The 20364-nt window shown below is 63.9% G+C and carries 19 protein-coding genes; 4 read left to right on the forward strand and 15 right to left on the reverse strand.

Annotated features, from left to right (window positions below; translation table 11 throughout):
• The first annotated feature begins 72 nt into the window (after positions 1–72).
• Entirely contained in the window at positions 73–1095 is a 1023-nt protein-coding gene (locus tag EN804_RS26980) for a substrate-binding domain-containing protein (RefSeq protein ID WP_135921741.1), read from the forward strand.
• On the opposite strand, the gene EN804_RS26985 is transcribed toward EN804_RS26980, so the two are convergent.
• A complete protein-coding gene (locus EN804_RS26985; protein ID WP_135917021.1) occupies positions 1092–2000 on the reverse strand; it encodes a LysR family transcriptional regulator in 909 nt (302 codons plus the stop codon). The two genes, EN804_RS26980 and EN804_RS26985, sit on opposite strands and share 4 nt — an antisense overlap.
• 79 nt (positions 2001–2079) lie before the next feature.
• On the opposite strand from EN804_RS26985, the gene EN804_RS26990 reads away from it, so the two are divergent.
• Positions 2080–2898 carry a class I SAM-dependent methyltransferase gene (locus EN804_RS26990; protein WP_135882782.1) on the forward strand — a complete coding sequence of 273 codons (819 nt, stop codon included), beginning with the start codon at positions 2080–2082 and terminating at the stop codon, positions 2896–2898.
• 23 nt (positions 2899–2921) lie between these two features.
• Positions 2922–3416: a hypothetical protein gene (locus EN804_RS26995; RefSeq protein WP_135921742.1), complete on the forward strand. Its 495-nt coding sequence runs from the start codon at positions 2922–2924 to the stop codon at positions 3414–3416.
• 11 nt (positions 3417–3427) lie between these two features.
• Here EN804_RS26995 and EN804_RS27000 read toward each other — a convergent pair whose 3' ends face one another.
• The 14 genes from EN804_RS27000 to puuE form a co-directional block, all read right to left on the reverse strand.
• The gene (locus EN804_RS27000; RefSeq protein WP_135921743.1) at positions 3428–4816 is read right to left on the reverse strand and encodes a S8 family serine peptidase; all 1389 of its coding nucleotides are present in this window, start codon (positions 4814–4816) and stop codon (positions 3428–3430) included.
• 160 nt (positions 4817–4976) lie between these two features.
• Complete coding sequence (locus EN804_RS27005; RefSeq protein WP_135921744.1) at positions 4977–5645, reverse strand: anti-sigma factor; 669 nt, start codon at positions 5643–5645, stop codon at positions 4977–4979.
• Positions 5642–6208, reverse strand: a complete 567-nt coding sequence (locus tag EN804_RS27010; RefSeq protein WP_127275725.1) for a sigma-70 family RNA polymerase sigma factor — start codon at positions 6206–6208, stop codon at positions 5642–5644. The genes EN804_RS27005 and EN804_RS27010 overlap by 4 nt, the downstream gene beginning before the upstream one ends.
• Positions 6209–6490: 282 nt before the next feature.
• Positions 6491–7330: an alkaline phosphatase family protein gene (locus tag EN804_RS27015; RefSeq protein ID WP_135921745.1), complete on the reverse strand. Its 840-nt coding sequence runs from the start codon at positions 7328–7330 to the stop codon at positions 6491–6493.
• Between the two features lie 83 nt (positions 7331–7413).
• Positions 7414–9000 carry an ABC transporter substrate-binding protein gene (locus tag EN804_RS27020; RefSeq protein ID WP_135882787.1) on the reverse strand — a complete coding sequence of 529 codons (1587 nt, stop codon included), beginning with the start codon at positions 8998–9000 and terminating at the stop codon, positions 7414–7416.
• 120 nt (positions 9001–9120) lie between these two features.
• The gene (locus tag EN804_RS27025; RefSeq protein WP_127275727.1) at positions 9121–10776 is read right to left on the reverse strand and encodes an ABC transporter ATP-binding protein; all 1656 of its coding nucleotides are present in this window, start codon (positions 10774–10776) and stop codon (positions 9121–9123) included.
• Positions 10776–11600, reverse strand: coding sequence for an ABC transporter permease (locus tag EN804_RS27030; RefSeq protein ID WP_127275728.1), 825 nt, complete (start codon positions 11598–11600; stop codon positions 10776–10778). The genes EN804_RS27025 and EN804_RS27030 overlap by 1 nt, the downstream gene beginning before the upstream one ends.
• Positions 11601–11610: 10 nt before the next feature.
• Positions 11611–12570 (reverse strand): ABC transporter permease, encoded by a 960-nt coding sequence (locus EN804_RS27035; protein WP_135921746.1) that lies wholly within the window; start codon positions 12568–12570, stop codon positions 11611–11613.
• 16 nt (positions 12571–12586) lie between these two features.
• Positions 12587–14173, reverse strand: coding sequence for an ABC transporter substrate-binding protein (locus EN804_RS27040; RefSeq protein WP_135882789.1), 1587 nt, complete (start codon positions 14171–14173; stop codon positions 12587–12589).
• 154 nt (positions 14174–14327) lie between these two features.
• Complete coding sequence (locus EN804_RS27045; protein WP_135921747.1) at positions 14328–16313, reverse strand: CocE/NonD family hydrolase; 1986 nt, start codon at positions 16311–16313, stop codon at positions 14328–14330.
• Between the two features lie 84 nt (positions 16314–16397).
• Positions 16398–16991, reverse strand: coding sequence for a nucleoside deaminase (locus EN804_RS27050; protein WP_135921748.1), 594 nt, complete (start codon positions 16989–16991; stop codon positions 16398–16400).
• A 17-nt stretch (positions 16992–17008) separates the two neighbouring features.
• On the reverse strand, positions 17009–17500 hold the full coding sequence (locus EN804_RS27055; protein WP_135921749.1) for an ureidoglycolate lyase: 492 nt from the start codon (positions 17498–17500) through the stop codon (positions 17009–17011).
• A complete protein-coding gene (locus tag EN804_RS27060) occupies positions 17497–18357 on the reverse strand; it encodes a bifunctional allantoicase/(S)-ureidoglycine aminohydrolase (RefSeq protein WP_127872920.1) in 861 nt (286 codons plus the stop codon). The genes EN804_RS27055 and EN804_RS27060 overlap by 4 nt, the downstream gene beginning before the upstream one ends.
• A 10-nt stretch (positions 18358–18367) precedes the next feature.
• Positions 18368–19786: an allantoinase PuuE gene (gene puuE, locus EN804_RS27065; RefSeq protein WP_135921750.1), complete on the reverse strand. Its 1419-nt coding sequence runs from the start codon at positions 19784–19786 to the stop codon at positions 18368–18370.
• A 203-nt stretch (positions 19787–19989) separates the two neighbouring features.
• Between puuE and uraH the strand changes: the two genes are divergently transcribed.
• Positions 19990–20364, forward strand: a complete 375-nt coding sequence (uraH, locus tag EN804_RS27070; protein WP_135921751.1) for a hydroxyisourate hydrolase — start codon at positions 19990–19992, stop codon at positions 20362–20364.

Here is a 20364-nt window from a genome sequence, read left to right on the forward strand (position 1 = left end):
CGATATGGCCGCGTCGCGGACCGTAGTTGGGTCGATTCAATCTAAAAGCGCTTTGAGGCAGGGAGGCCTCTCGTGAACCTCAAGCAACTTGCCCATATGCTGGCGCTTTCGCAGACCACGGTTAGCCGGGCGCTGAACGGCTACCCCGAAGTCAACGAGGAAACCCGCAGGCGCGTCATGGACGCCGCCAAGCGCCACGGCTATCGCCCCAATCCGAGCGCGCGCCGGCTGGCCACGGGCAAGTCCGGAATGATCGGCTATGTCCTGCCGACGGGTGCGGCCGTCGACATCGACCCGCACTTCGTCGAATTTCTGTCCGGCCTGGGCGACTATGCCCGCTCGCACGAACTCGACCTCGTGTTATCGCCGGCTGATGCCGACGATCAGGAGACGACCTACCGGCGTATCGTCGCCAACCGGCAGGTCGACGCCGTCTACATCTCTTCGCCCAGGCCCGCCGACCGGCGCGTGGCGCTGGTCAACACGCTCGGCATTCCTTTCATCGTCCATGGCCGCAGCGAGGGTTTCGATTTCGACTATCCCTATCTCGACATCGACAATGAAGGCGCTTTCCACGAGGCGGCCCGGCTGCTCGTCCAGCTCGGCCATCGGCGGCTGGCGCTGATCAACGGCGATGACAGGGAAACCTTCGCCATTCACCGCGAGCGCGGCCTGCGCCGGGCGCTGGCCGCGAGCGGCCTGACATTGGGCGATCGCCATGTCTGCTCCGTCGTCATGACCGAGGAGAATGGCTATCGCGCTGCCCGGCGCCTGCTCGAACAGGACGGCGCGCCGACGGCAATCGCCTGCTCCAGCCTGATCATGGCGCTCGGCGTCGTGCGCGCGGTGCGTGATCTCGGGCTCAGCATTCCCGGCGACGTCTCGCTGATTGCCCATGACGACGTCTTTCCCTGGCTGAAGCCGGAGAATTTTTCCGTGCCGCTGTCCACGACGCGCTCGTCGATCCGGCTGGCCGGCGCACGCATTGCCGAGCGGCTGGCGGCACGCATATCGGGGCTGGAGGAGGGCGCCCGCGGCGAGGTCTGGCCGGTCGACCTGGTGGTGCGGGGGTCCGTGGCTGGCGCGCCTGCCTAGCCCGCGGATTTGAGATGATCGATGAAGGCGCGCAGCTTCGGCAGGACCTGGCGCTTGCCGGGATGATAGAGGAAGACACCCGGCGTCGTCGCCGAGAGGCCCTCTAGAACGGGCTTTAGTTTTCCCTGGGCAATCGGACCCTCGGCAATGGGTCGAGGCGTTTGCGCCAATCCAACGCCTTGCATCGCGGCCCCCAGCAACGTCGGATAGTCATGCGCGATCAGCGGGCCCGAGACGATCGCCTCGATCGTTTCGTTGCCGTCGACGAAGGACCAGGGCGCGATGGCGCCGTTCGAGCGGCGCAAGCGCAAGCAGGCGTGGTGGCGGAGATCCTCGACATGCGCGGGATAGCCATTGTGCTCAAAATAGTCCGGGCTGCCGACGACGACGAAGCTGAACGGCGGCGTCAGCCGCACCGCGACCATGTCAGGCGCGACGAATTGGCCGAGGCGGATGCCGGCGTCGAACCCGCCGTTCGCGAGATCGACCATCTCGTCGCTCGCGGCGATCTCCAGCTCGATCTCGGGATAGGCTCGGCAGAACGACGCGATCATCGGCTCCAGGATCAGCGGCACGACGGCCCGGGGCACGGACAGGCGTAGCAGTCCGGTTGGCCGCTGGCCGACATCTCGGGCGGCTTCGCCGGCCGAGACGAGTTCTTCGAAGGCAGGGCCGGCGCGGTCAAGAAACCGCTGACCGGGCTCGGTCAAGCCGACGCTGCGCGTCGTGCGGACGAACAGCGCGGTGCCCAAGCGCGCTTCCAGTGCCCGCACCGCCTGGCTCACGGCGGACGGCGTCACGCCGAGATCCGCGGCGGCGCGGCGGAAGTTGCGGTGCCTTGCGACAGCCAGGAACGCCTCGACGCCCTCCAGCGCACCATGACGGACTGTGTAGTTCTGCTTCATAGGTCGTTGTGATTACAGGGGATAGTCGAATTATGGAAGCGGGCTTAGGTAGTAGGTCGAAGCACGGAGACATCTTGCAATGACCAATGAACTCGATGGGGTGCGCGACCATTATCGCGCGACCGGCCTGACTGAGCGGCTGAAGACCGTACTGGCCGCCCTTGGTCCAGCGGACCAGCTTCTCACGCCACAGCAATTGGGTACCCTCGACCAGTTTCACACGCGTGGGCTTGCTGCCACCGCCGAGCTTGCCCAATTGGCGGGGGTCGCCGCCGATATGTCGGTCCTGGACGTCGGCTCGGGCATCGGCGGGCCGGCGCGCTTTCTGGCTGCGACCTATGGCTGCCGGGTTACTGGCGTGGACCTCAGCGCGCCTTTCGTGGAAGCCGCACGCTATCTGACCGAACGCACGGGACAGAGCGGGCAGCTGTCGTTCCAGACTGCCAATGCCCTGGAGCTTCCGTTCGACGACGGCCGTTTCGACATCGTACTGCTGCAGCACGTGGCGATGAACATCTCCAACCGGGCGCGGCTCTATCACGAGACCAGGCGCGTATTGAAGTCAGGCGGCCGGTTTGCCACCTTCGACGTCGCATTGGGCAAGGGTGAACCGCACTATCCGCTCCCCTGGGCACGAATGCCGGCGACGAGCTTCCTCCTGACAGCCGACGCGACGCGCGCGGCGATCGAAGCGGCCGGCTTCCGCATGCTCGCATGGCAAGACGACACTGAGGCCGCCAGAGCCTGGTTCGCGCAACTGCGCGCATCGGGGCCGCCGCCTTCGCCAAATCTCGGCGTGGTGATGGGGCCGGACTTCGCCGAGCTTACGACCAACCTGGGTCGAAATCTCATGCAGGGCCGGCTCGGCATCCTGACCGCGGTGTTCGAAGCAGTGTGAACCGGCTGTCGGGAAGACCTCAGATGTCCACGGAAGTCCTATTTCAAACCCATCTCGTTCTGGGCTATGTCGCATGGCTGCTTTGCTTCGGCGCGTATATCTGGCCCTGGCTCCGGCAAATGGACCCGGTCGCAGCACAACGCGCCATCGCCACCCTGCACAGCTTCCGCTTCTTCGGCCTCGTCTTCATCCTCCCGGGCGTCGTGGGTTCCAACCTGCCTGCCGGCTTCGCCGCATTCGCCGCCTACGGCGACTTCGCAACAGGGGTGCTGGCCATGCTGGCATTGCTCACGGTGCGGATACCTCGGCTCTTCTGGCCGTTCGTCGTCGCCTTCAACCTTTTCGGGATGGTCGATCTGCTAGTCGACTATTATCATGCCACGCAGCTCGGCCTTCCCGCACACGCGGAACAATTCGGCGCCACCTATGCGATCCCGATCATCTATGTGCCGCTGCTGATGATCACGCACATCGCCGCGTTCTGGTTCCTGCTCCGTCCCCGGCAACGCGCGGCCTGAGCCGTCACGGGCTACTCCTTCGCCGTCTGTGCGGCCTTGATGTCCAACAGCCCAAAGCCGAAATCATTGTCACGGCCCTTCGGGCCAAGATCCCTGGCGGTGGTGGCCAGTGCCTTCTCGATGTCGTCGGCCGAGCGTTCGGGGGCGGCATGGATGAGGTTGGCGATGGCGCCGCTGACGATTGCCGCGGCAAACGAGGTGCCCGTGACGACGTCCGAGCCGGCCCCGCTCGGCGCCACCATCTCGACCCCCGGCGCCGAGATGAAGACATAGGCGCCGCGATTGGCCTGCGGCATCAGTCCGTCCTTGGCGTCCGTGGCCGTTACCGCAATGACGCCGTCAAAGGCGGCCGGGTAGCCATAGGGCGCCTTCGGCCCGTTGTTGCCGGCCGCCGCGACCAGCACCATGCCGAGTGCGCGGGCATTGCGGCAGGCAGTACCGAGCAGGTCGTTCTTCGGGCCGACGAAGCTCATATTGATGATGCTGACATTCTGGTCCGCCGCCCAGTCGAGCGCCGACAGGATGACGTCCATGGTCGACTTGCCGCCCTCGAAGGCGCGTGCGTGGTAGATCCTGGCGCCCGGCGCCATGCCTTCCAGCGCGCCGACCCCGGCAATCAGCCCGTCGACCGAGGTGCCGTGATCGCGCTTTTCGATCGGCACGCCGGGCATCGCATCGAACTGCACGGCGATGACGCCGGCCAGAGCCGGATTGGTGTCGTCGATGCCGGTATCGATGACGGCGACACGGACGTTTTCGCCACTGGCCTGTTTGGCGTCGAGCGCGATGCGGTCGAAGGCATAGTTGACGATGCCGGCCGCTTGCTGCAGCGAATAGATATGGTTGGGCTCGCGGCGCTGCGTGCGGCCGTCGGCGGCAAGCTGCGCCAGCACGACGCCGACCGGGCGGCCGTCGGGAATGCCGAAGCGCACCAAAGTCGTGCCAAGCAGCCGGGACTGGCGCTGCGAGCGCACTTCGAGACCGAAGGAGGCGGCGATCTGCTGCACCGCGCCGGCATCGCCATCGACGGTCACCAGCACCTCGTCGGGCACGAATTCGCCGGTCACGGCGCGCGGCGGCTGAACGGCGATGAGATCGGTCGGCGAGACGATCGCTCCGCCCGACGGCGGGCCGGCCTGGTTGCCTGCAACTGGTGCCGCGGGCTCCGGCCGTGGTGTCGGCACCGGTGCCGGGGGAGCGGCCGGGTTGGGGAAGAGGTCGACGATCAGGGCGGGCAGAAAAACGGCGCCGGCCTCTGCCGCACCCGACCCGCCCTTGGCGCCGCCGTCCTTGACGCAGTCGGCTGCCGTCGCATTGGCCTCGTCGCTACAATCGATTTTCGCCCGGTCCGGATTGGTGGCGTTGGTCTGCGCCGACGCAGGCACGGTGACGATTGCCATCGCCGCCAAAGCAATTCCAAGAAAAGTGCGTAGCGGTTTTCTCGGGAAAAGCGCAAAGCGCTTTCCCTTGGGAATTGCATCAAAACAAGAAGATAGAGCAGTCCATCGTTTTCGCGAAACGGTGAACCGCTCTCGCATTGCCGCAAATCGAATGACCGCCTTAGCCGCCATCAACGGGCTTCCTTCCCTCGATCACGGTCTCCGCGAAAGGCTGGGCTGCAATAAGACCGCGCGCCTTCTCGTAGTCGGCGGCGGTCGTCGCCGGAATGGCGAGCCTGAAGACGCCGTCGGCGGTCGGACCACCGATGATCTTGAGCTTGTTGGTGTCGAGGAAGACGGCAATATCGGCCATCCTGGCGTCCGGCTTGAACTTGACCAGGGCGAACGGCATCTTCGCCAGATCGTCTTCAGTGCCGGCGATCTCGAAATTGCCGCCCTTGCCGCCTGGCTGCACCAGCGATTGCACCGCGATCAAGGCCAGCAGGACCGCGGCCGTCGCCCAGGCGACGCCAACCGGCACCGCCATGAAGCGGTCCCAGGCCCGCGCCAGCCAGGACGCGCTTGCCGGCGCCCGAGCCGGCCCTGCCTCCGCGTCCAGCGCCTTGGCGAAGCGGCTGAGCGCATCGGCCGGTGGACGGATCGCCTCGTTGGCCGCCGCCGTGCCGGAGAACTCGGCTTCCGCCTCGCCAAGCGCGGCAAGTGCCGCGGGATCGTTGGCCAGCCATTCTTCGATGGCTTCCAGATCCGAACCTTCGAGCGAACCGTTCAGGTAGAACGGCAGCAACGTTTCCATTTCGTCGCGGCGCGACATCTTTTCAGCGGCGCTCATGGCCACCCCCTGTCGTAACCGGCGGCCTTCAGGGCTTCGCCGAGTTTCTTGCGGGCATAGAACATCCGGGTCTTGACGGTCGCGACCGGGATGTCGAGCACCTGCGCGATCTCGGTCACCGATTGCCCTTGATAATAGGCGAGGTCGATCACCGTGCGGTGCTCCTCGGGCAGGGCGTCGATGAGGCGGCGCAAGGCGGCCGCCTTGTCCTCCTTCATGGTGACGACCTCGGGCGTATCGGCGCTGTCGGGCACCGCTGCGGCGGCCTCGTCGTCGATCCAGTCTTCCTTCTTCTTGCGCAGCAGCGAGAGCGCCTTGAAGCGGGCGATGCCGAGCAGCCATGTCGAGACTTCGGAGCGCCCTTCGAAGCCCGGCGCCTGGCGCCACAGTTCGAGGAACACCTCGTTCGCGATATCGTCAGCCATCATTTCCGATCCCGTCTGGCGCGCCACGAAGCGGTAGATCCGCGCGTGGTGACGCATGAACAGGAGCCGCACGGCAGCCCGGTCGCCCTTCGCGACCCGGTCGACAAGCGCGCGATCGGTCTCCGCCGCCGCCGTCATGGCCGGTTGAGCCGCCTGGCTCCTGTCTGCTCTGTCGCCGATCGGTCCAAAAAGGTTCATCCTCCGCCAAGGAATTTTCGGAGGCTAGCTGAAGAAAGTTTGTCTTGCCAGAGCCGCGCATTTTTCCTTCTCCCCTTGTGGGAGAAGGTGTCGCCGAAGGCGACGGATGAGGGGGGTTCCAGCGGAGTGAGGCGTTGGTGTTTCCTGGAACACCCCTCATCCGTCTCGGCGCTCCGCGCCGATCCACCTTCTCCCACAAGGGGAGAAGGGAAGATCGCCGCACTAATCCAAAAACGGCTTGGCCTTCATCGTCTCGGGTATTGCCACGCCCAGCCGCTTCAGCACGGTCGGCGCCAGCTGCAGCTGGTCGAGCAGCGTGTCGGCCTGCGGTCCCTTGCCGGCGCCGAAATAATAGAGCGCGAAATCCTGCATCTCGTCGTCATGGCCGCCATGGTGGCCACGGTCGGTCTGGCCGTGGTCGGCGGTGACCATGATCTCGTAGCCGGCCTCGATCCAGCCCGGCAGGAAGGCCGCCAGCATGCCGTCCATGGCGTAGCAGGCATGATCCATTTCGTGGCAGTCATGGCCGAAACGGTGGCCCATCGAGTCCAGCGTGCAGGTGTGCAGGATGCCGTAGTCGATGCCATGGCGCCGGGTCAGCATGGTCAGCGTCGCGAACAGGTCGACATCGCTCGGTGTCATCTGGTTGCGCAAATTATAGCCGGTCATGGTGTGGAAACGGCCATGCGTGATCGGACCGCCCGGCTCGTCATATTCCATGTCCTCGACTAGGTCGAACGGGTATGATCGGAAGAACTCAGACCAGTAGGAATGGGTGACGGCGCCAGTCTTGCCGCCGGCCTTGCTGACCTCGGAAAAGACGTCAGGCTGTTTGACGCGGAAGCGGTTCTCGTTGGAGAGAATGCCATGCACCTGCGGCGACACGCCGGTGTGGATCGAGGCATAGCAGCAGGCTGAGGTCGACGGCAGCACGGAACGCATCTTCCACACCCGCGCCTCGCCCGACTGCACCCAGCCCTCCAGATTGCCCATTAGCCGGCGCCAGTTGCGGTAAGGCACGCCGTCGAGGATGATCAGCAGAAGCTTGGTGTCGAGCGCCACGGGCGGCTCCATGGGATTGTCGGTTGAAACGAGTGCGCCGCGTGTCGCACGAACACGCGGCGCTTTTCAGTGTCAGATGGACATCAGGCGTTCAGCCAGCACTCGGCGAGCGCGTAACCATCCATCATTTCGCCGATCGGGCTCTTGGCGAAGCCGCCGATCTTGTTGGTGGCGGCGGCGTCGATGAACTGGTTGAAGAACGGCACGATCAGGCCGCCTTCGTCGCGCATCAGCACCGCCATGTCGTGGTAGATCGCCTTGCGCTTGTCCTGGTCGAGCTCGCCGCGCGCCGCAAACAGCATCTTGTCGAACTCCGGCCGCTTGAAGCGTGTGTCGTTCCAGTCGGCGGTCGAGACATAGCCGGTGGAGTACATCTGGTCCTGCGTGGCGCGTCCGCCCCAATAGGAGAGCGAGAAGGGCTGCTTGTTCCAGACTTCCGACCAGTAGCCGTCGCCCGGCTCGCGCTTGATCTCAATCTTGATGCCGGCCTTGGCGGCGCTCTGCTGGTAGAGCTGGGCTGCATCGACGGCACCAGGGAAGGCGACATCGGAGGTACGCAGCAGGATCGAACCGCTGTGGCCGGACTTCTTGTAGAGCGCAGCCGCCTTTTCCGGGTCGAACTTGCGCTGTTCGATGGCGGTAAACAGGGGATAGGCCTCATTGATCGGGAAGTCGTTGCCGACCGAACCATAGCCGCGGAGGATCTTCTCCAGCATCTCGTCACGATCCATGGCGAGCTTCAGCGCCATCCGGAGATCGTTGCTGTCGAAGGGCGCCGTGTCACAGAACATGTTGAACGGATAATAGCCCTTGCCGGACGCATTCTCGATGCTGACGCCGGGAATGCGCTTGACCAGGTCGACGACCTTTGGCTCAACGCGGTTGATCATGTGGACCTGGCCGCCCTGCAGCGCGGCCAGACGGGCCGTCGCGTCATTGATGACGACGATCTCGACCTGGTCGGCATGGCCGGCCTTGTCGCCCTGCCAGTAATTGGCGAAGCGCTCGCCGCCATGGCGAACGCCCGGCTGGTTGACGGTCACCTTGTAAGGCCCGGCGCTGATGCCGGCATTCGGGTTGTCCTTGCCGCCATTCGGCTGGATGACGAGGTGGTAGTCGGCCATCAGATATGGGAAGTCGGCATCGGCGTCGCCGAGCGTGAAGATAACTTCCTTGCCGCTCGCCTTGACGCCCTTGATGTTCTTGAGAATGCCGAGCGCGCCCGACTTCGATTTCTCGTCGGCATGGCGCTCGATGGTGGCGGCGACGTCCTCGGCGCCAACCGTCTTGCCGTTATGGAATTCGATGCCGTCGCGAATCTTGATCGTCCATGTCTTGGCATCCTTGGAGGCGCCGATATCCTCGGCGATCAGGTTCACCAGCTTGTTGTCGGGGGTGAGACGGACAAGATACTCGCCCCACTGCTTGCCGAAGCTGAAAGTGACCTGGCTGAGGTTCAGCGCCGGGTCGAGGCTGTTGGTCGATTCACCGCCTTGCAGGCCGGCCTTGAGGATGCCGCCCTTGACCGGGCTCTGCGCGAAGGCTTTCCCGGCCAGCGTCGTTGCCAGCGCGGCGGACACGCCAAGTGCCGCTGTGCGGCCAAGAAAGTCGCGACGCGATATCCGGCCCTGGCCAGCGAGATCAGCGAGATGGTCGAGTTCAGTCTTCATGTCCTACCCCTTGTTGAAAACAACGTCACACCAGTGGCGCCCGTCCGAAGGACGTGTGGCGCCCTAGTGTTGCATGCGGATGACGGCCGCCATCTCCCCTGGCTGGCGGCTGCTGGCTGGCTAGTTCCCCGCGCTGGCCATGCGCCGCCCCTTGATCGCCTTTTCCAACCAGCCGATCTCCATCTCCGGAACGGACGACAACAACAGGTCGGTATAGGCGTCGAAGGGCGGTGTGAGCACCTTGCTCTTGGAGCCGTAGCGCACCACTTCGCCGCGATACATCACCGCGATCGAATCGGCGATCGACTTCACCGTCGCCAGATCGTGGGTGATGAACAGGTAGGCGACCTTTTCGTGCTGCTGCAGGTTGAGCAGCAGCTTGAGGATGCCGTTGGCCACCAACGGGTCGAGAGCCGATGTCACCTCGTCGCAGATGATCAGCTTCGGCTTGGCGGCGAGCGAGCGGGCGATGCAGACGCGCTGCTTCTGGCCCCCCGAAAGCTCGGCCGGATAGCGGTCGACGAAGCCCTTGCCCATCTCGATCTCGTCGAGCAGCTCGGCCACACGCCGGTCGCGTTCCCTGCCGCGGATGCCGAAATAGAATTCGAGCGGCCGGCCGATGATGGTGCCGACGGTCTGGCGCGGGTTCATCGCCACGTCGGCCATCTGGTAGATCATCTGCAACTGGCGCAGATCCTCCTTCGGCCGGTCGGCAAGCCGGTTGGCCAGCGGGCGCCCGTCGAAGGTCACATTGCCCTGCTCGGGCGGCAACAGGCCGGTGATGGCGCGCGCCAGCGTCGATTTACCGGAACCGGATTCGCCAACCACGGCCAGCGTCTGGCCCGGATAGATGTCGACCGAAACGTTCTTGAGCACTTTGACCTGGCCGCCGCCATAGGCGGCGGTGACGTTCTTGACCGACAGGAACGGCGTCGCGCCCGGGTTCTGTTCGGCATGCTCGATCTCGTGCACCGAGACCAGCGCGTTGGTGTATTCCTGGCGAGGCTCCTTGATGATCTGGCGGGTGCCTCCCCATTCGACCAGCCGGCCGTGGCGCAGCACCATGATCTCGTCGGAGACCTGGGCGACGACGGCAAGGTCATGGGTGATGTAGAGCGCCGCCACATGCGTGTCGCGGATGGCGTCCTTGATCGCCGACAGCACGTCGATCTGCGTCGTCACGTCGAGCGCTGTGGTCGGCTCGTCGAAGACGATCAGGTCGGGTTCGGAGCACAGCGCCATTGCCGTCATGACGCGCTGCAGCTGGCCGCCTGAAACCTGGTGTGGAAAGCGTTCGCCAATGGTTTCCGGATTGGGCAGGCTGAGCTTCTTGAACAGCGCGACGGCCCGCTTCTCGGCCTCCGCGCGGGTTGCCGTGCCATGCAGCAGCGTGGCTTCCACAACCTGGTCCATCAGCCTGTGCGCCGGATTGAAGGCGGCTGCCGCCGATTGCGCGACATAGCAGACCTCGCGGCCGCGCAGCTTGCGGAATTCGTCCTTGCCGCCCTTCAGGATGTCACGGCCGTTGAGAATGACTTCGCCGCCGGTGATGCGCACGCCGCCGCGGCCATAGCCCATCGACGACAGGCCGATCGTCGACTTGCCGGCGCCGGATTCGCCGATCAGGCCCAGCACCTTGCCCTTCTCCAGCGTCAGCGACACGTCGTGGACCAGCGTGATGGTCTTCGGCGCCTCACCAGGCGGATAGACCGTCGCCTCGATGCGCAAATTGCGGATGTCGAGCAGGGGAGTGGACTTTGCCTTGCCGTCAGCCATCAGCCGCGTCCTCCCTTCAGGCTTGTCGTGCGGTTCAGTACCCAGTCGGCCACTAGGTTGACCGAGATCGCCAGGGCCGCGATCGCGGCCGCGGGAATGAGCGCGGCGGCGATGCCGAAGACGATGCCGTCCTTGTTCTCCTTGACCATGCCGCCCCAGTCGGCGTCTGGCGGTTGCACGCCGAGACCGAGAAAGGACAGCGTCGACAGGAACAGCACCGCGTAGATGAAGCGCAGACCGAGCTCGGAGACCAGCGGCGACAGCGCGTTGGGCAGGATCTCGCGGAAGATGATCCACGCGCTGCCTTCGCCGCGCAGCTTGGCCGCTTCGACATAGTCCATGACGTTGATGTCGACGGCGACTGCGCGCGCCAGGCGATAGACGCGCGTCGAATCGAGAATGCCCATCACCAGGATCAGCGTCACCAGGTTGGTCGGCAGCACGGAGAGCACGACCAGGGCCATGATCAGTGTCGGGATCGACATCAGGAGATCGACGAGGCGGGACAGGATCGTGTCGAACCAGCCGCCGAACACAGCCGCCGAAAAACCCAGTATGGCGCCGAGCGAGAACGACAGCGCGGTGGCCAGCACGGCGATGAACAGGGTGATCCGGGCGCCGTAGATCATGCGCGACAAGAGATCGCGGCCGAGATTGTCGGTGCCAAGCCAATGCGCCGCCGACATCGGTTCCCAGACGTCGCCGACGATCTCGGCATTGTCGTGGGGCGAAATCCACGGCGCGAGGATCGCCGCGAGCACGAACAGGGCTGTCAGCACCAGGCCGATCAGAGCGGGGATGGGGATGCGTTTTATATCGAGCATGCCCGCCCCCTCACTTTGGATGTCTGAGACGCGGATTGGCGACGATCGCCGCAATGTCCGCGATGATGTTGAGGCTGATGTAGACGGCGGCGAAGATCAGGCCGACCGCCTGCACCACCGGCACGTCGCGCTTGGTGACGTGGTCGACCAGATACTGTCCCATGCCGGGATAGACGAAGATCACCTCGACCACGACGACGCCGACGATGAGATAGGCGAGGTTCAGCATGACGACATTGATGATCGGCGCGATGGCATTCGGGAAGGCGTGCCTGCGGATGACGGAGAAGGCCGAAAGCCCTTTGAGTTCCGCCGTTTCGACATAGGCCGACTGCATGACGTTGAGAATCGCCGCCCGCGTCATGCGCATCATGTGCGCGAGCACCACCAGCGTCAGCGCCGTGGCCGGCAGCGCGATGGCCTGCATGCGTTCGCCGAAGGGCATGCCGTCATAGACGGTGGAGATGGCAGGGAAGATCTGCCATTTCACCGCGAAGAAATAGACCAGGAGATAGCCGATGAAGAATTCCGGGAACGAGGTCGAGGCGAGCGCCAGTCCGGAGATCAGCCTGTCGACCCAGCCATTGCGATAGCGCACCGCGATCAGCCCAAGGATGATTGCCAGCGGCACGGCCACGATCGCCGCCCAGAAGGCGAGGAACAGCGTGTTCCACAGCCGGCCCTTGATCGAGGTCGCGATATCCTGCCCGCTCGACATCGCCGTGCCGAGGTCGCCGGTCAAGACGCCGCCGAGCCAATGGAAGTACCTGATATAGGCGGGGTCGTTCAGTCCAAGCTGCTCGCGCAGATTGGCGAGCGACTCCGGTGTCGCCGATTGTCCCAGAATGGCTTGCGCGACGTCGCCGGGCAGGATTTGCGTGCCGGCAAAGATCAGGACCGAAATGGCCAACAAAAGGAGGATGCCCAGCGCGATGCGCTGGGCGATTAGTTTCAGGATGGGTGAAGACATCTCTGCAAAGCCGGACTCAGGCCTGCAGCCAGCACTTCGCCAGGGCGTAGCCGTTCATCAGCTCCTGATGCGGGTCGTCCACCCAGCCATCGACCTTGGCGCCGGTGGCGTCGATGAACTGGTTGAACATCGGCAGGATCAGACCGCCTTCGTCGCGCACCATGACCGCCATGTCGTGGTACATCTGCTTGCGCTTGGCCTCGTCGAGTTCGGCGCGCGCCGCCAGCACCATCTTGTCGAAATCCGGGCGCTTGAAACGCGTGTCGTTCCAGTCGGCGGTCGACAGGTAGGCGGTCGAGTACATCTGGTCCTGCGTCGAGCGGCCGCCCCAATAGGAAGCGCAGAAGGGCTGCTTGTTCCAGACCTCGTTCCAGTAGCCGTCGCCGGGCTCGCGCTTGAGCTCGATCTTGATGCCGGCCTTGGCAGCACTCTGCTGGAAGAGCTGCGAGGCATCGACCGCGCCCGGGAAGGCGACGTCGGAGGTCCTCAAAAGCACGGTGCCATCATGGCCCGACTTCTTGTAGTGGAATTTCGCCTTGTCCGGATCGTACTTGCGCTGTTCGATTTCGGTGAACAGGGGGTAGGCGGAGTTGATCGGGAAGTCGTTGCCGAGCGAACCGTAGCCGCGCAGCACCTTGGTCAACATCTCTTCGCGATCGATCGCCAGCTTCAGCGCCATGCGCAGGTCGTTGTTGTCGAACGGCGCCGTGTTGCAATGCATGATGAACACGTAGTGGCCCGGACCGGCGTGGTTGCGGATGGTCACGCCCGGCACGCGCTTGATCAGGTCGACGATCTTCGGCTCGACGCGGTTGATCATGTTGACCTGGCCGCCCTGCAGGGCCGCCGTGCGCGCAGTCGCATCGTTGATGACGATGATCTCGATCTGGTCGGCATGACCCATCTTGTCGCTCTGCCAGTAATTGGCGAAGCGCTCGCCGCCATGGCGCACGCCGGGCTCGTTGGTGGTGACCTTATAGGGTCCGGCCGAGATGCCGGCGTCGGCCTTGTCCTTGCCGCCATTGGGCTGCACGATCAGGTGATAGTCGCTGAGCAGGTAGGGAAGGTCGGCATTGGCTTCCTTCAGCGTCAGCACCACTTCCTTGCCATTGGCCTTGATGGTTTCGATGCCCTTCATGTAGCCGAGCGCACCGGATTTCGATTTCTCGTCGGAATGGCGCTCGAGCGTCGCGGCGACGTCCTCGGCGGTCACTTTCTTGCCGTTGTGGAATTCGACGCCGTCGCGGATCTTCAGCGTCCAGGTCTTGGCGTCCTTGGACGAGCCGATCTCCTCGGCGATGCGGTTCTCGAGCTTGCCGTCGGGCGACAGCTCGACGATCATTTCGCCCCAGCACTTGCCGAAGGCGAACGGCACCTGGGTCATGAACAGGGCCGGATCGAGACTGTTGGTGGATTCACCGCCGACCAGGCCGGCCTTCAGCGTGCCGCCCTTGACCGGACCGGCCGCCCGCGCCGCGCTTGAAAGCAGCGAGTTGGCGAAGGGTGCGGCGATGCCGAGCGCTGCCGCCCGGCCGAGAAAATCACGACGGCTCAGCTTGCCTGCTGCAACGCGCCGGCTAAGGAATTCGAGTTCATTCGACATTTTGAGTTCCTCACTCTGTTGGTTCGACTCTGTGGTCGATTTTCTTGCTTCTTGTGAGGGGAATAATGACCGCAAGGGAAAGCGGTAAGCAAGACCGAATGCGACATGCCGTGGCGTAAATCGCACGTCGCATTTGGACCAACGGTTTCAGCACTCAGACCAGCGCGCGCGGGACCCTTTCGTCGAAATCGCGCTCGAAGACGAGGTTTTCGCCTTCGTAGGCCTCGATTCTGGCGCTGACGATGAAGTTTTGCGCATCCGACCGCATCTGCGCCCATGTCTCGGTACGGACCGACCATCCATTTCGCGACAGGGTCTGCGTCCAATGTGTTTTCCCGGAGGCTGACAGAGGATCGTCAGGATGGATGGTCCAGGTTTCGCGGGCGATGCTGCCGTTGACAAGGCCGTGGTCGAGATCACGCACCTCGCCGAAATCATCCGCAATGGAAAGCGTGACGATTCCCGTCTTTTCGTCGCGGTCGACATGGCGTTCGGAATTGGCGGGTCGAACCGTCTCGGTCGCCCAGGGCGTGGCGCCTTCCGGTTCGCCGAAGACGACTTCGTCGCCTGTTGCGAGCAGGCGCAGCGGCACAGATAGCGAGGCCGCCGACAAGGTCAGCCGTACCGGCTCCGGCGAGGGCCAGATGGCAGGCCAGTAGGCGGTCGAAACGGCGACGCGCAAACGATGGCCGGCCGGCACGCGGTAGGCACATTGATCGAGCACGACACGCGCCGAAACTGTCTCCCCTGGGACCAGCGCCTCGGGGAATTTATGCGACTTGCGGTGCGTCAGATTGAGCACGCCATAGGAGATAAGTTCCGAGGCGCCGTCGGGATGCACGTCGCAAAGCCGGACCGCGATGTTGGCCTGGGGCCGATCGGAGGCAAACTGGATCTCAAGCTCCGGCGCGCCGACGATCTCGATCGGCTTGGTGAGCTCAGGCTGGTCGAAACACGCCGACAGCCCGTCGTCAGGGCGCTGGTCACCAGGCAATTCCGGGCCGAAGGTGAAGGGAAAGTATTCGCCGCCGGCAAGCCCGCAGGTCTGCGGCGAAGCGACGATGGAAGGTCCTGCATCAGCGGAAACGAGTTCGATCGTTTCAATCGTTATGTTGGACGACGGCCATTCCTGCTCGGCTATCCAGCGGCCGGGCCGCTCCGGATGCCAGCGAGCGGGGCGCACGCTGTCCATCACATAGGCGCGATAGTCGGGATCGGCCTCGACGCCGGTCTCGGCGCCCTTCAGCCAGTGGTCCCACCAGCGCAGCGCTTCCTGCAGGAAGCCGATGGCCGGCTTGGGGGCCGCATAGTGCGGGTATTTGTGTATCCACGGTCCAACGATGCCCTTGACCGGTGCCTCGATGTTGGTGACGAGGTGCGAGATCGCGTTGCGGTAGCCGTCATGCCAGCCGCCGATCGACAGCACTGCGGCTTTGATTGCGGAAAAATCCTCGCAGATCGAGCCGCGCTTCCAATAGGCGTCGCGATGCTGGTGGCTGAGCCAGAGCGGCAAAAGGAAGGACTGGTTCTCCAGCCGTCTCAGCCACAGATCGCGCCAGCGGTTGTCGCCGGCAATCAGCGGATCCGGTGGCCGCGACGAATAGGACAGCATGGTCGAGGCCCAGCCGAAATTCTCGTTCAAAAGGCAGCCGCCCTTGTAGTGAATGTCGTCGGCATAGCGGTCGACGGTCGAGCACAGGCTGATAACCGCCTTGAGCGCCGGCGGCTGTTTGGCCGCCACCTGCAGGCAGTTGAAGCCGCCCCAGGAGATGCCCATCATGCCGACATTGCCGTTGCACCAGGGCTGCGCCGCCGCCCAGGCGATGACATCGCAGGCGTCCTGCAGTTCCTGCTCGGAATATTCGTCGTCCATCAGCCCTTCGGAATCGCCATTGCCGCGCATGTCGACGCGGATCGAGGCGTAGCCGTGCCCGGCGAAATAGGGATGGGTAAGCTGATCGCGAAAGATCGTTCCATCGCGCTTGCGGTAGGGCAGATGCTCAAGGATGACAGGTACTGGATCGTCGCCCGCATCCTCCGGCATCCACACCCGCGCCGACAACCGGCAGCCATCGGGCATGACGATACCCATGTCGGGAAATTCGACGACCTTACGGGGAAATTCGGTGATGGTTTTCATGGCAGGCATAACGCTCCGCGGCACGAAAACTTTCAATCGCCATTCGCGACTGGAGCAGCGAAATATGCGACCTGTCTCATACCATCAACTCAGCGGAATGTCGTTTGCGGCCTTGTTCGCCTGATAGGCGTCGGACAGTTCGTCATAGCGTGCGGAAATCCTGCCGATCCGCGTCTCCAGCCGCTGGCGTTCGACCTCGGGCAGGGCCCGCACCAGCCGGCGGATCGAAAAGCTTTTCCAATAGGCGTTCTCGGCATTGTAGCCGCCGGGGTCGAGCGTGAAGACCTCTTTCAAAATCTTGAGATCATGCGGGATGGCAAAACTGTCGCGCGAGTCCTCGTGGCTGAACAAATAGTAGAAATTGTCGAAACCGGTCCAGGTGATCGCCGACAGGCAGAGCGAGCACGGCTCATGGGTGGCAATGAAGATGGCCTCTTTCGTGTCGACGCGTTCGGCTCTGGGCATCTCGTAAAAACGCTTCAGGCAATGCACCTCGCCATGCCAGAGCGGGTTTTCCATCTCGTTGTTGGTCTCGGCCAGCACCAGCGACCGGTCGACCTTGCGCAGGATCGCCGCGCCGAACAGCTTGTTGCCATGGGCGACGCCTTCTGCCGTCTTCGGCACGATGTCGTGCTCGATCACGTCGAGGAGGCGGTCGATCAGTGAAATGTCGGTCATGATGAAATCACGGGCTTTCAGGGAAGGTGGATTTCGTAAGGATGCGAGAAATGAAACTCTTCGAGGTTGGAGCCATCGCCGCCGCGATCGACGATGAGGAAATCCTGCTCCTCGCCGATCGGCGTCAGCACGCCGTGCCAGATATTGCGCTTGTAGTTGATGCCCTGGCCGGGCGCGGCGATGAAGCCATGCGGTTCGCCCGGCCCGTCCTTGGTATCGTGGCAGACGACGACCAGAAACGGCCGTGGCGACAGCGGGATGAAAGCCTGGCTGCCGAGCGGATGGCGCTCGACCATGGTCAGCTTCAGCGGCATTTCATAGGGTTTGCCGCGCACCATCGAGATCAGCACGCGCGCATTCGGCCCAGCGGCCTCGGCGGTGGCGAGATCATGATAGCGGATCGCCTTGCCGCCATTGATCGGGTAGCGGTTGTCGCCGCCCATATCGATGACGTCGCCGAAGGGCGCGAAGTTTTCGCGGCTCAGCGGCTGCGCGACGATGCGGCTCACCGCGCGCGGCCTCCGAGATAGCCGCCGAGCTTGGCGTGCCGGTTGACGTCCTTGTAGAGCAGATAGCGGAATTTTCCGGGGCCGCCGGCATAGCAGGCCTGCGGGCAGAAGGCGCGCAGCCACATGAAGTCGCCGGCCTCGACCTCGACCCAGTCCTGGTTCAGCCGGTAGACCGCCTTGCCTTCGAGCACGTAGAGCCCATGTTCCATGACATGGGTTTCGGCGAAGGGAATGACCGCGCCCGCCTCGAGCGTGACGATGGTGACGTGCATGTCGTGGCGCATGTCGTCCGGATCGACGAAACGCGTCGTCGCCCAGCGGCCCTCGGTGCCGGCCATCGGCGTCGGCGCCACCTGCTGGTCGCTGCTGAAGAAGGCTTCCGGCGTGTCCAGGCCGTCGACCACCTCATAGGCCTTGCGGATCCAGTGGAAGCGGACGGCAGCGCTGCTCTCGTTGCGCACCGTCCAGCCGCTTGCCGGCGGCAGGAAGGCAAAGCCACCGGCGGCAAGCACATGCTTTTTGCCGGCGAGCGATACGGTGAGTTCCCCCTCGACCACGAACAGCACGCCTTCGGCGCCGGAGTCAGGTTCCGGCCGGTCGCTGCCGCCGCCCGGCAGAACCTCGACGATGTACTGAGAAAACGTCTCGGCAAAGCCCGACAGCGGCCTTGCGATGATCCAAGCCCTGGTCTTGTCCCAGAACGGCAGCGGGCTGGTCACGATGTCCTGCATCACGCCTTTGGGGATGACCGCATAGGCCTCGGTGAAGACGGCGCGCCCGGTCAAAAGCTCGTTCTGGCCGGGATGGCCCCCCTGTGGGGCATAATAGGTTCGCTCGGGCATCCTGATCGTATCCATGGGTTTAAACCTATTGTGGAAGCATGTCCTTGAGGCGCAGCAGCGCGATGCGCTCGACCTGTTTGCAGGCGGTTTCGAATTCGACGCCGCGGCCGTTGCCGATACGGGCTTCGAATTCGGCGAGGATTTCCTCCTTTGTCTTGCCTTTCACCGCGATGATGAAGGGGAAGCCGAAGGTGGTGACGTAGGCGGCGTTGAGCTTGGAGAACAGTTCGCGTTCCTTGTCGGTCAGCGCGTCGAGGCCGGCGGAAGCCTGTTCCCGGGTGGATTCCGCCGTCAGCCGCCTGGCCTTGGCCAGTTTGCCGGCGAGGTCGGGATGGGCGTTGAGCACGCCGAGCCGTTCGGTTTCGCTGGCGGCGCGGAAGATGCGGCAGAACGCATTGTGCAGGCCCCCCGCCGTGTCGTGTGCCGGACCGAGCTCCAACTCGTGGGCCCGTTCGGCAATCCAGGGCGAATGTTCGAACACGCCGCCGAAGGTGTGAACGAACGTCTCGAATTCCATCTTCGACGGGCGCAGAGCGGCCGGTTTGTAGGGATGGTTCTCCTGCCAGTGCTTGGCGATGTCGATGCGCCGCGCCAGCCAGACCTTGTCATGCGATTTGACATAATCGACGAAGCGCTTCAGCGCCGCCACCCGGCCCGGCCGCCCGACAAGGCGGCAATGCAGGCCGATATTCATCATGCGCGGCCTGCCTGCCTTGCCCTCGGCATAGAGCGTGTCGAAACTATCCTTGAGATAGGCAAAGAACTGGTCGCCCGAATTGAAGCCTTGCGGCGTGGCGAAGCGCATGTCGTTGGCATCGAGCGTGTAGGGGATGATGAGCTGCGTGCCGCCGCTATGCTCGAACCAGTAGGGCAGTTCGTCGTCATAGGTGTCCGAGACGTAATCGAAGCCGCCTTCCTCCGCCACCAGGCGCACCGTGTTGACCGAAGTGCGGCCCGTATACCAGCCGGTCGGGCGCTGGCCGGTCACCTCGTAATGCAGCTTGATCGCCGCTTCGAGGTCGCGGCGCTCGTCCTCGGCATCGTGGTCGCGGTAGTCGATCCATCTCAACCCGTGCGAGGCGATTTCCCAGCCGGCTTCCTGCATCGCCGTGACCTGGTCGGGGGAGCGCGCGAGCGCCGTGGCGACGCCATAGCAGGTCACAGGCACTTGCGCCTCGCCGAACAGGCGCAACAGCCGCCAGAAGCCGGCTCGCGCCCCATACTCGTAGATCGATTCCATGTTCCAGTGGCGCTGGCCCACCCAGGGCGCCGCGCCGACGATTTCCGAGAGGAAGGCTTCCGAAGCCTTGTCGCCGTGGAGCACGCAGTTCTCGCCGCCCTCCTCGTAATTGACGACGAACTGCACGGCGACATGCGCGCCGCCAGGCCATTTCGGATCCGGCGGATTGGCCCCGTAGCCACGCATGTCCCTGGTGTAACGCATCGTCCCTCCGCGCCCGGCATCACCGGAAGTATGATCAGAATATCGAAAGGGTGCTTCTCGCATTCCCCTCAAAATTTTTGAAAGTGTTTTTGTCGCACTCCGCTCGACCGGGACTTATGCATCGCCTTTAATTGGCGCACAATTCATCAGCAGTGCTCGATTATACCGGCCAATTTGTTCGTACTGGAAATGGGAGGCGGCCAATGGCAGAAACGTCGAAAGCCGATGGCGGGCGTCTGACGACCCATGTCCTCGATACCGCGACCGGCAGGCCGGCGGCGGGATTGTCGATCGCGCTCTACCGTCTCGACGGTGCCGCTCGCACGCTTCTGAAGACGGTCGTCACCAATGCAGACGGCCGCTGCGACGCGCCGCTGCTGGCAGGCGCCGACTTCCGCATCGGCGAATACGAACTGGTGTTCGCGGCTGGCGACTATCTGCGCGGCCAGGGCACGAAGCTGCCCGCACCTGCCTTCCTCGACAGCGTACCGATCCGCTTCGGCATGGCGGAGGCGGTGCACTATCATGTACCATTGCTGATCTCGCCCTACGGCTATTCCACCTACAGGGGGAGCTGA

It is taken from the genome of Mesorhizobium sp. M8A.F.Ca.ET.161.01.1.1 (assembly GCF_004792105.1).
Classification (GTDB): Bacteria; Pseudomonadota; Alphaproteobacteria; order Rhizobiales; family Rhizobiaceae; genus Mesorhizobium.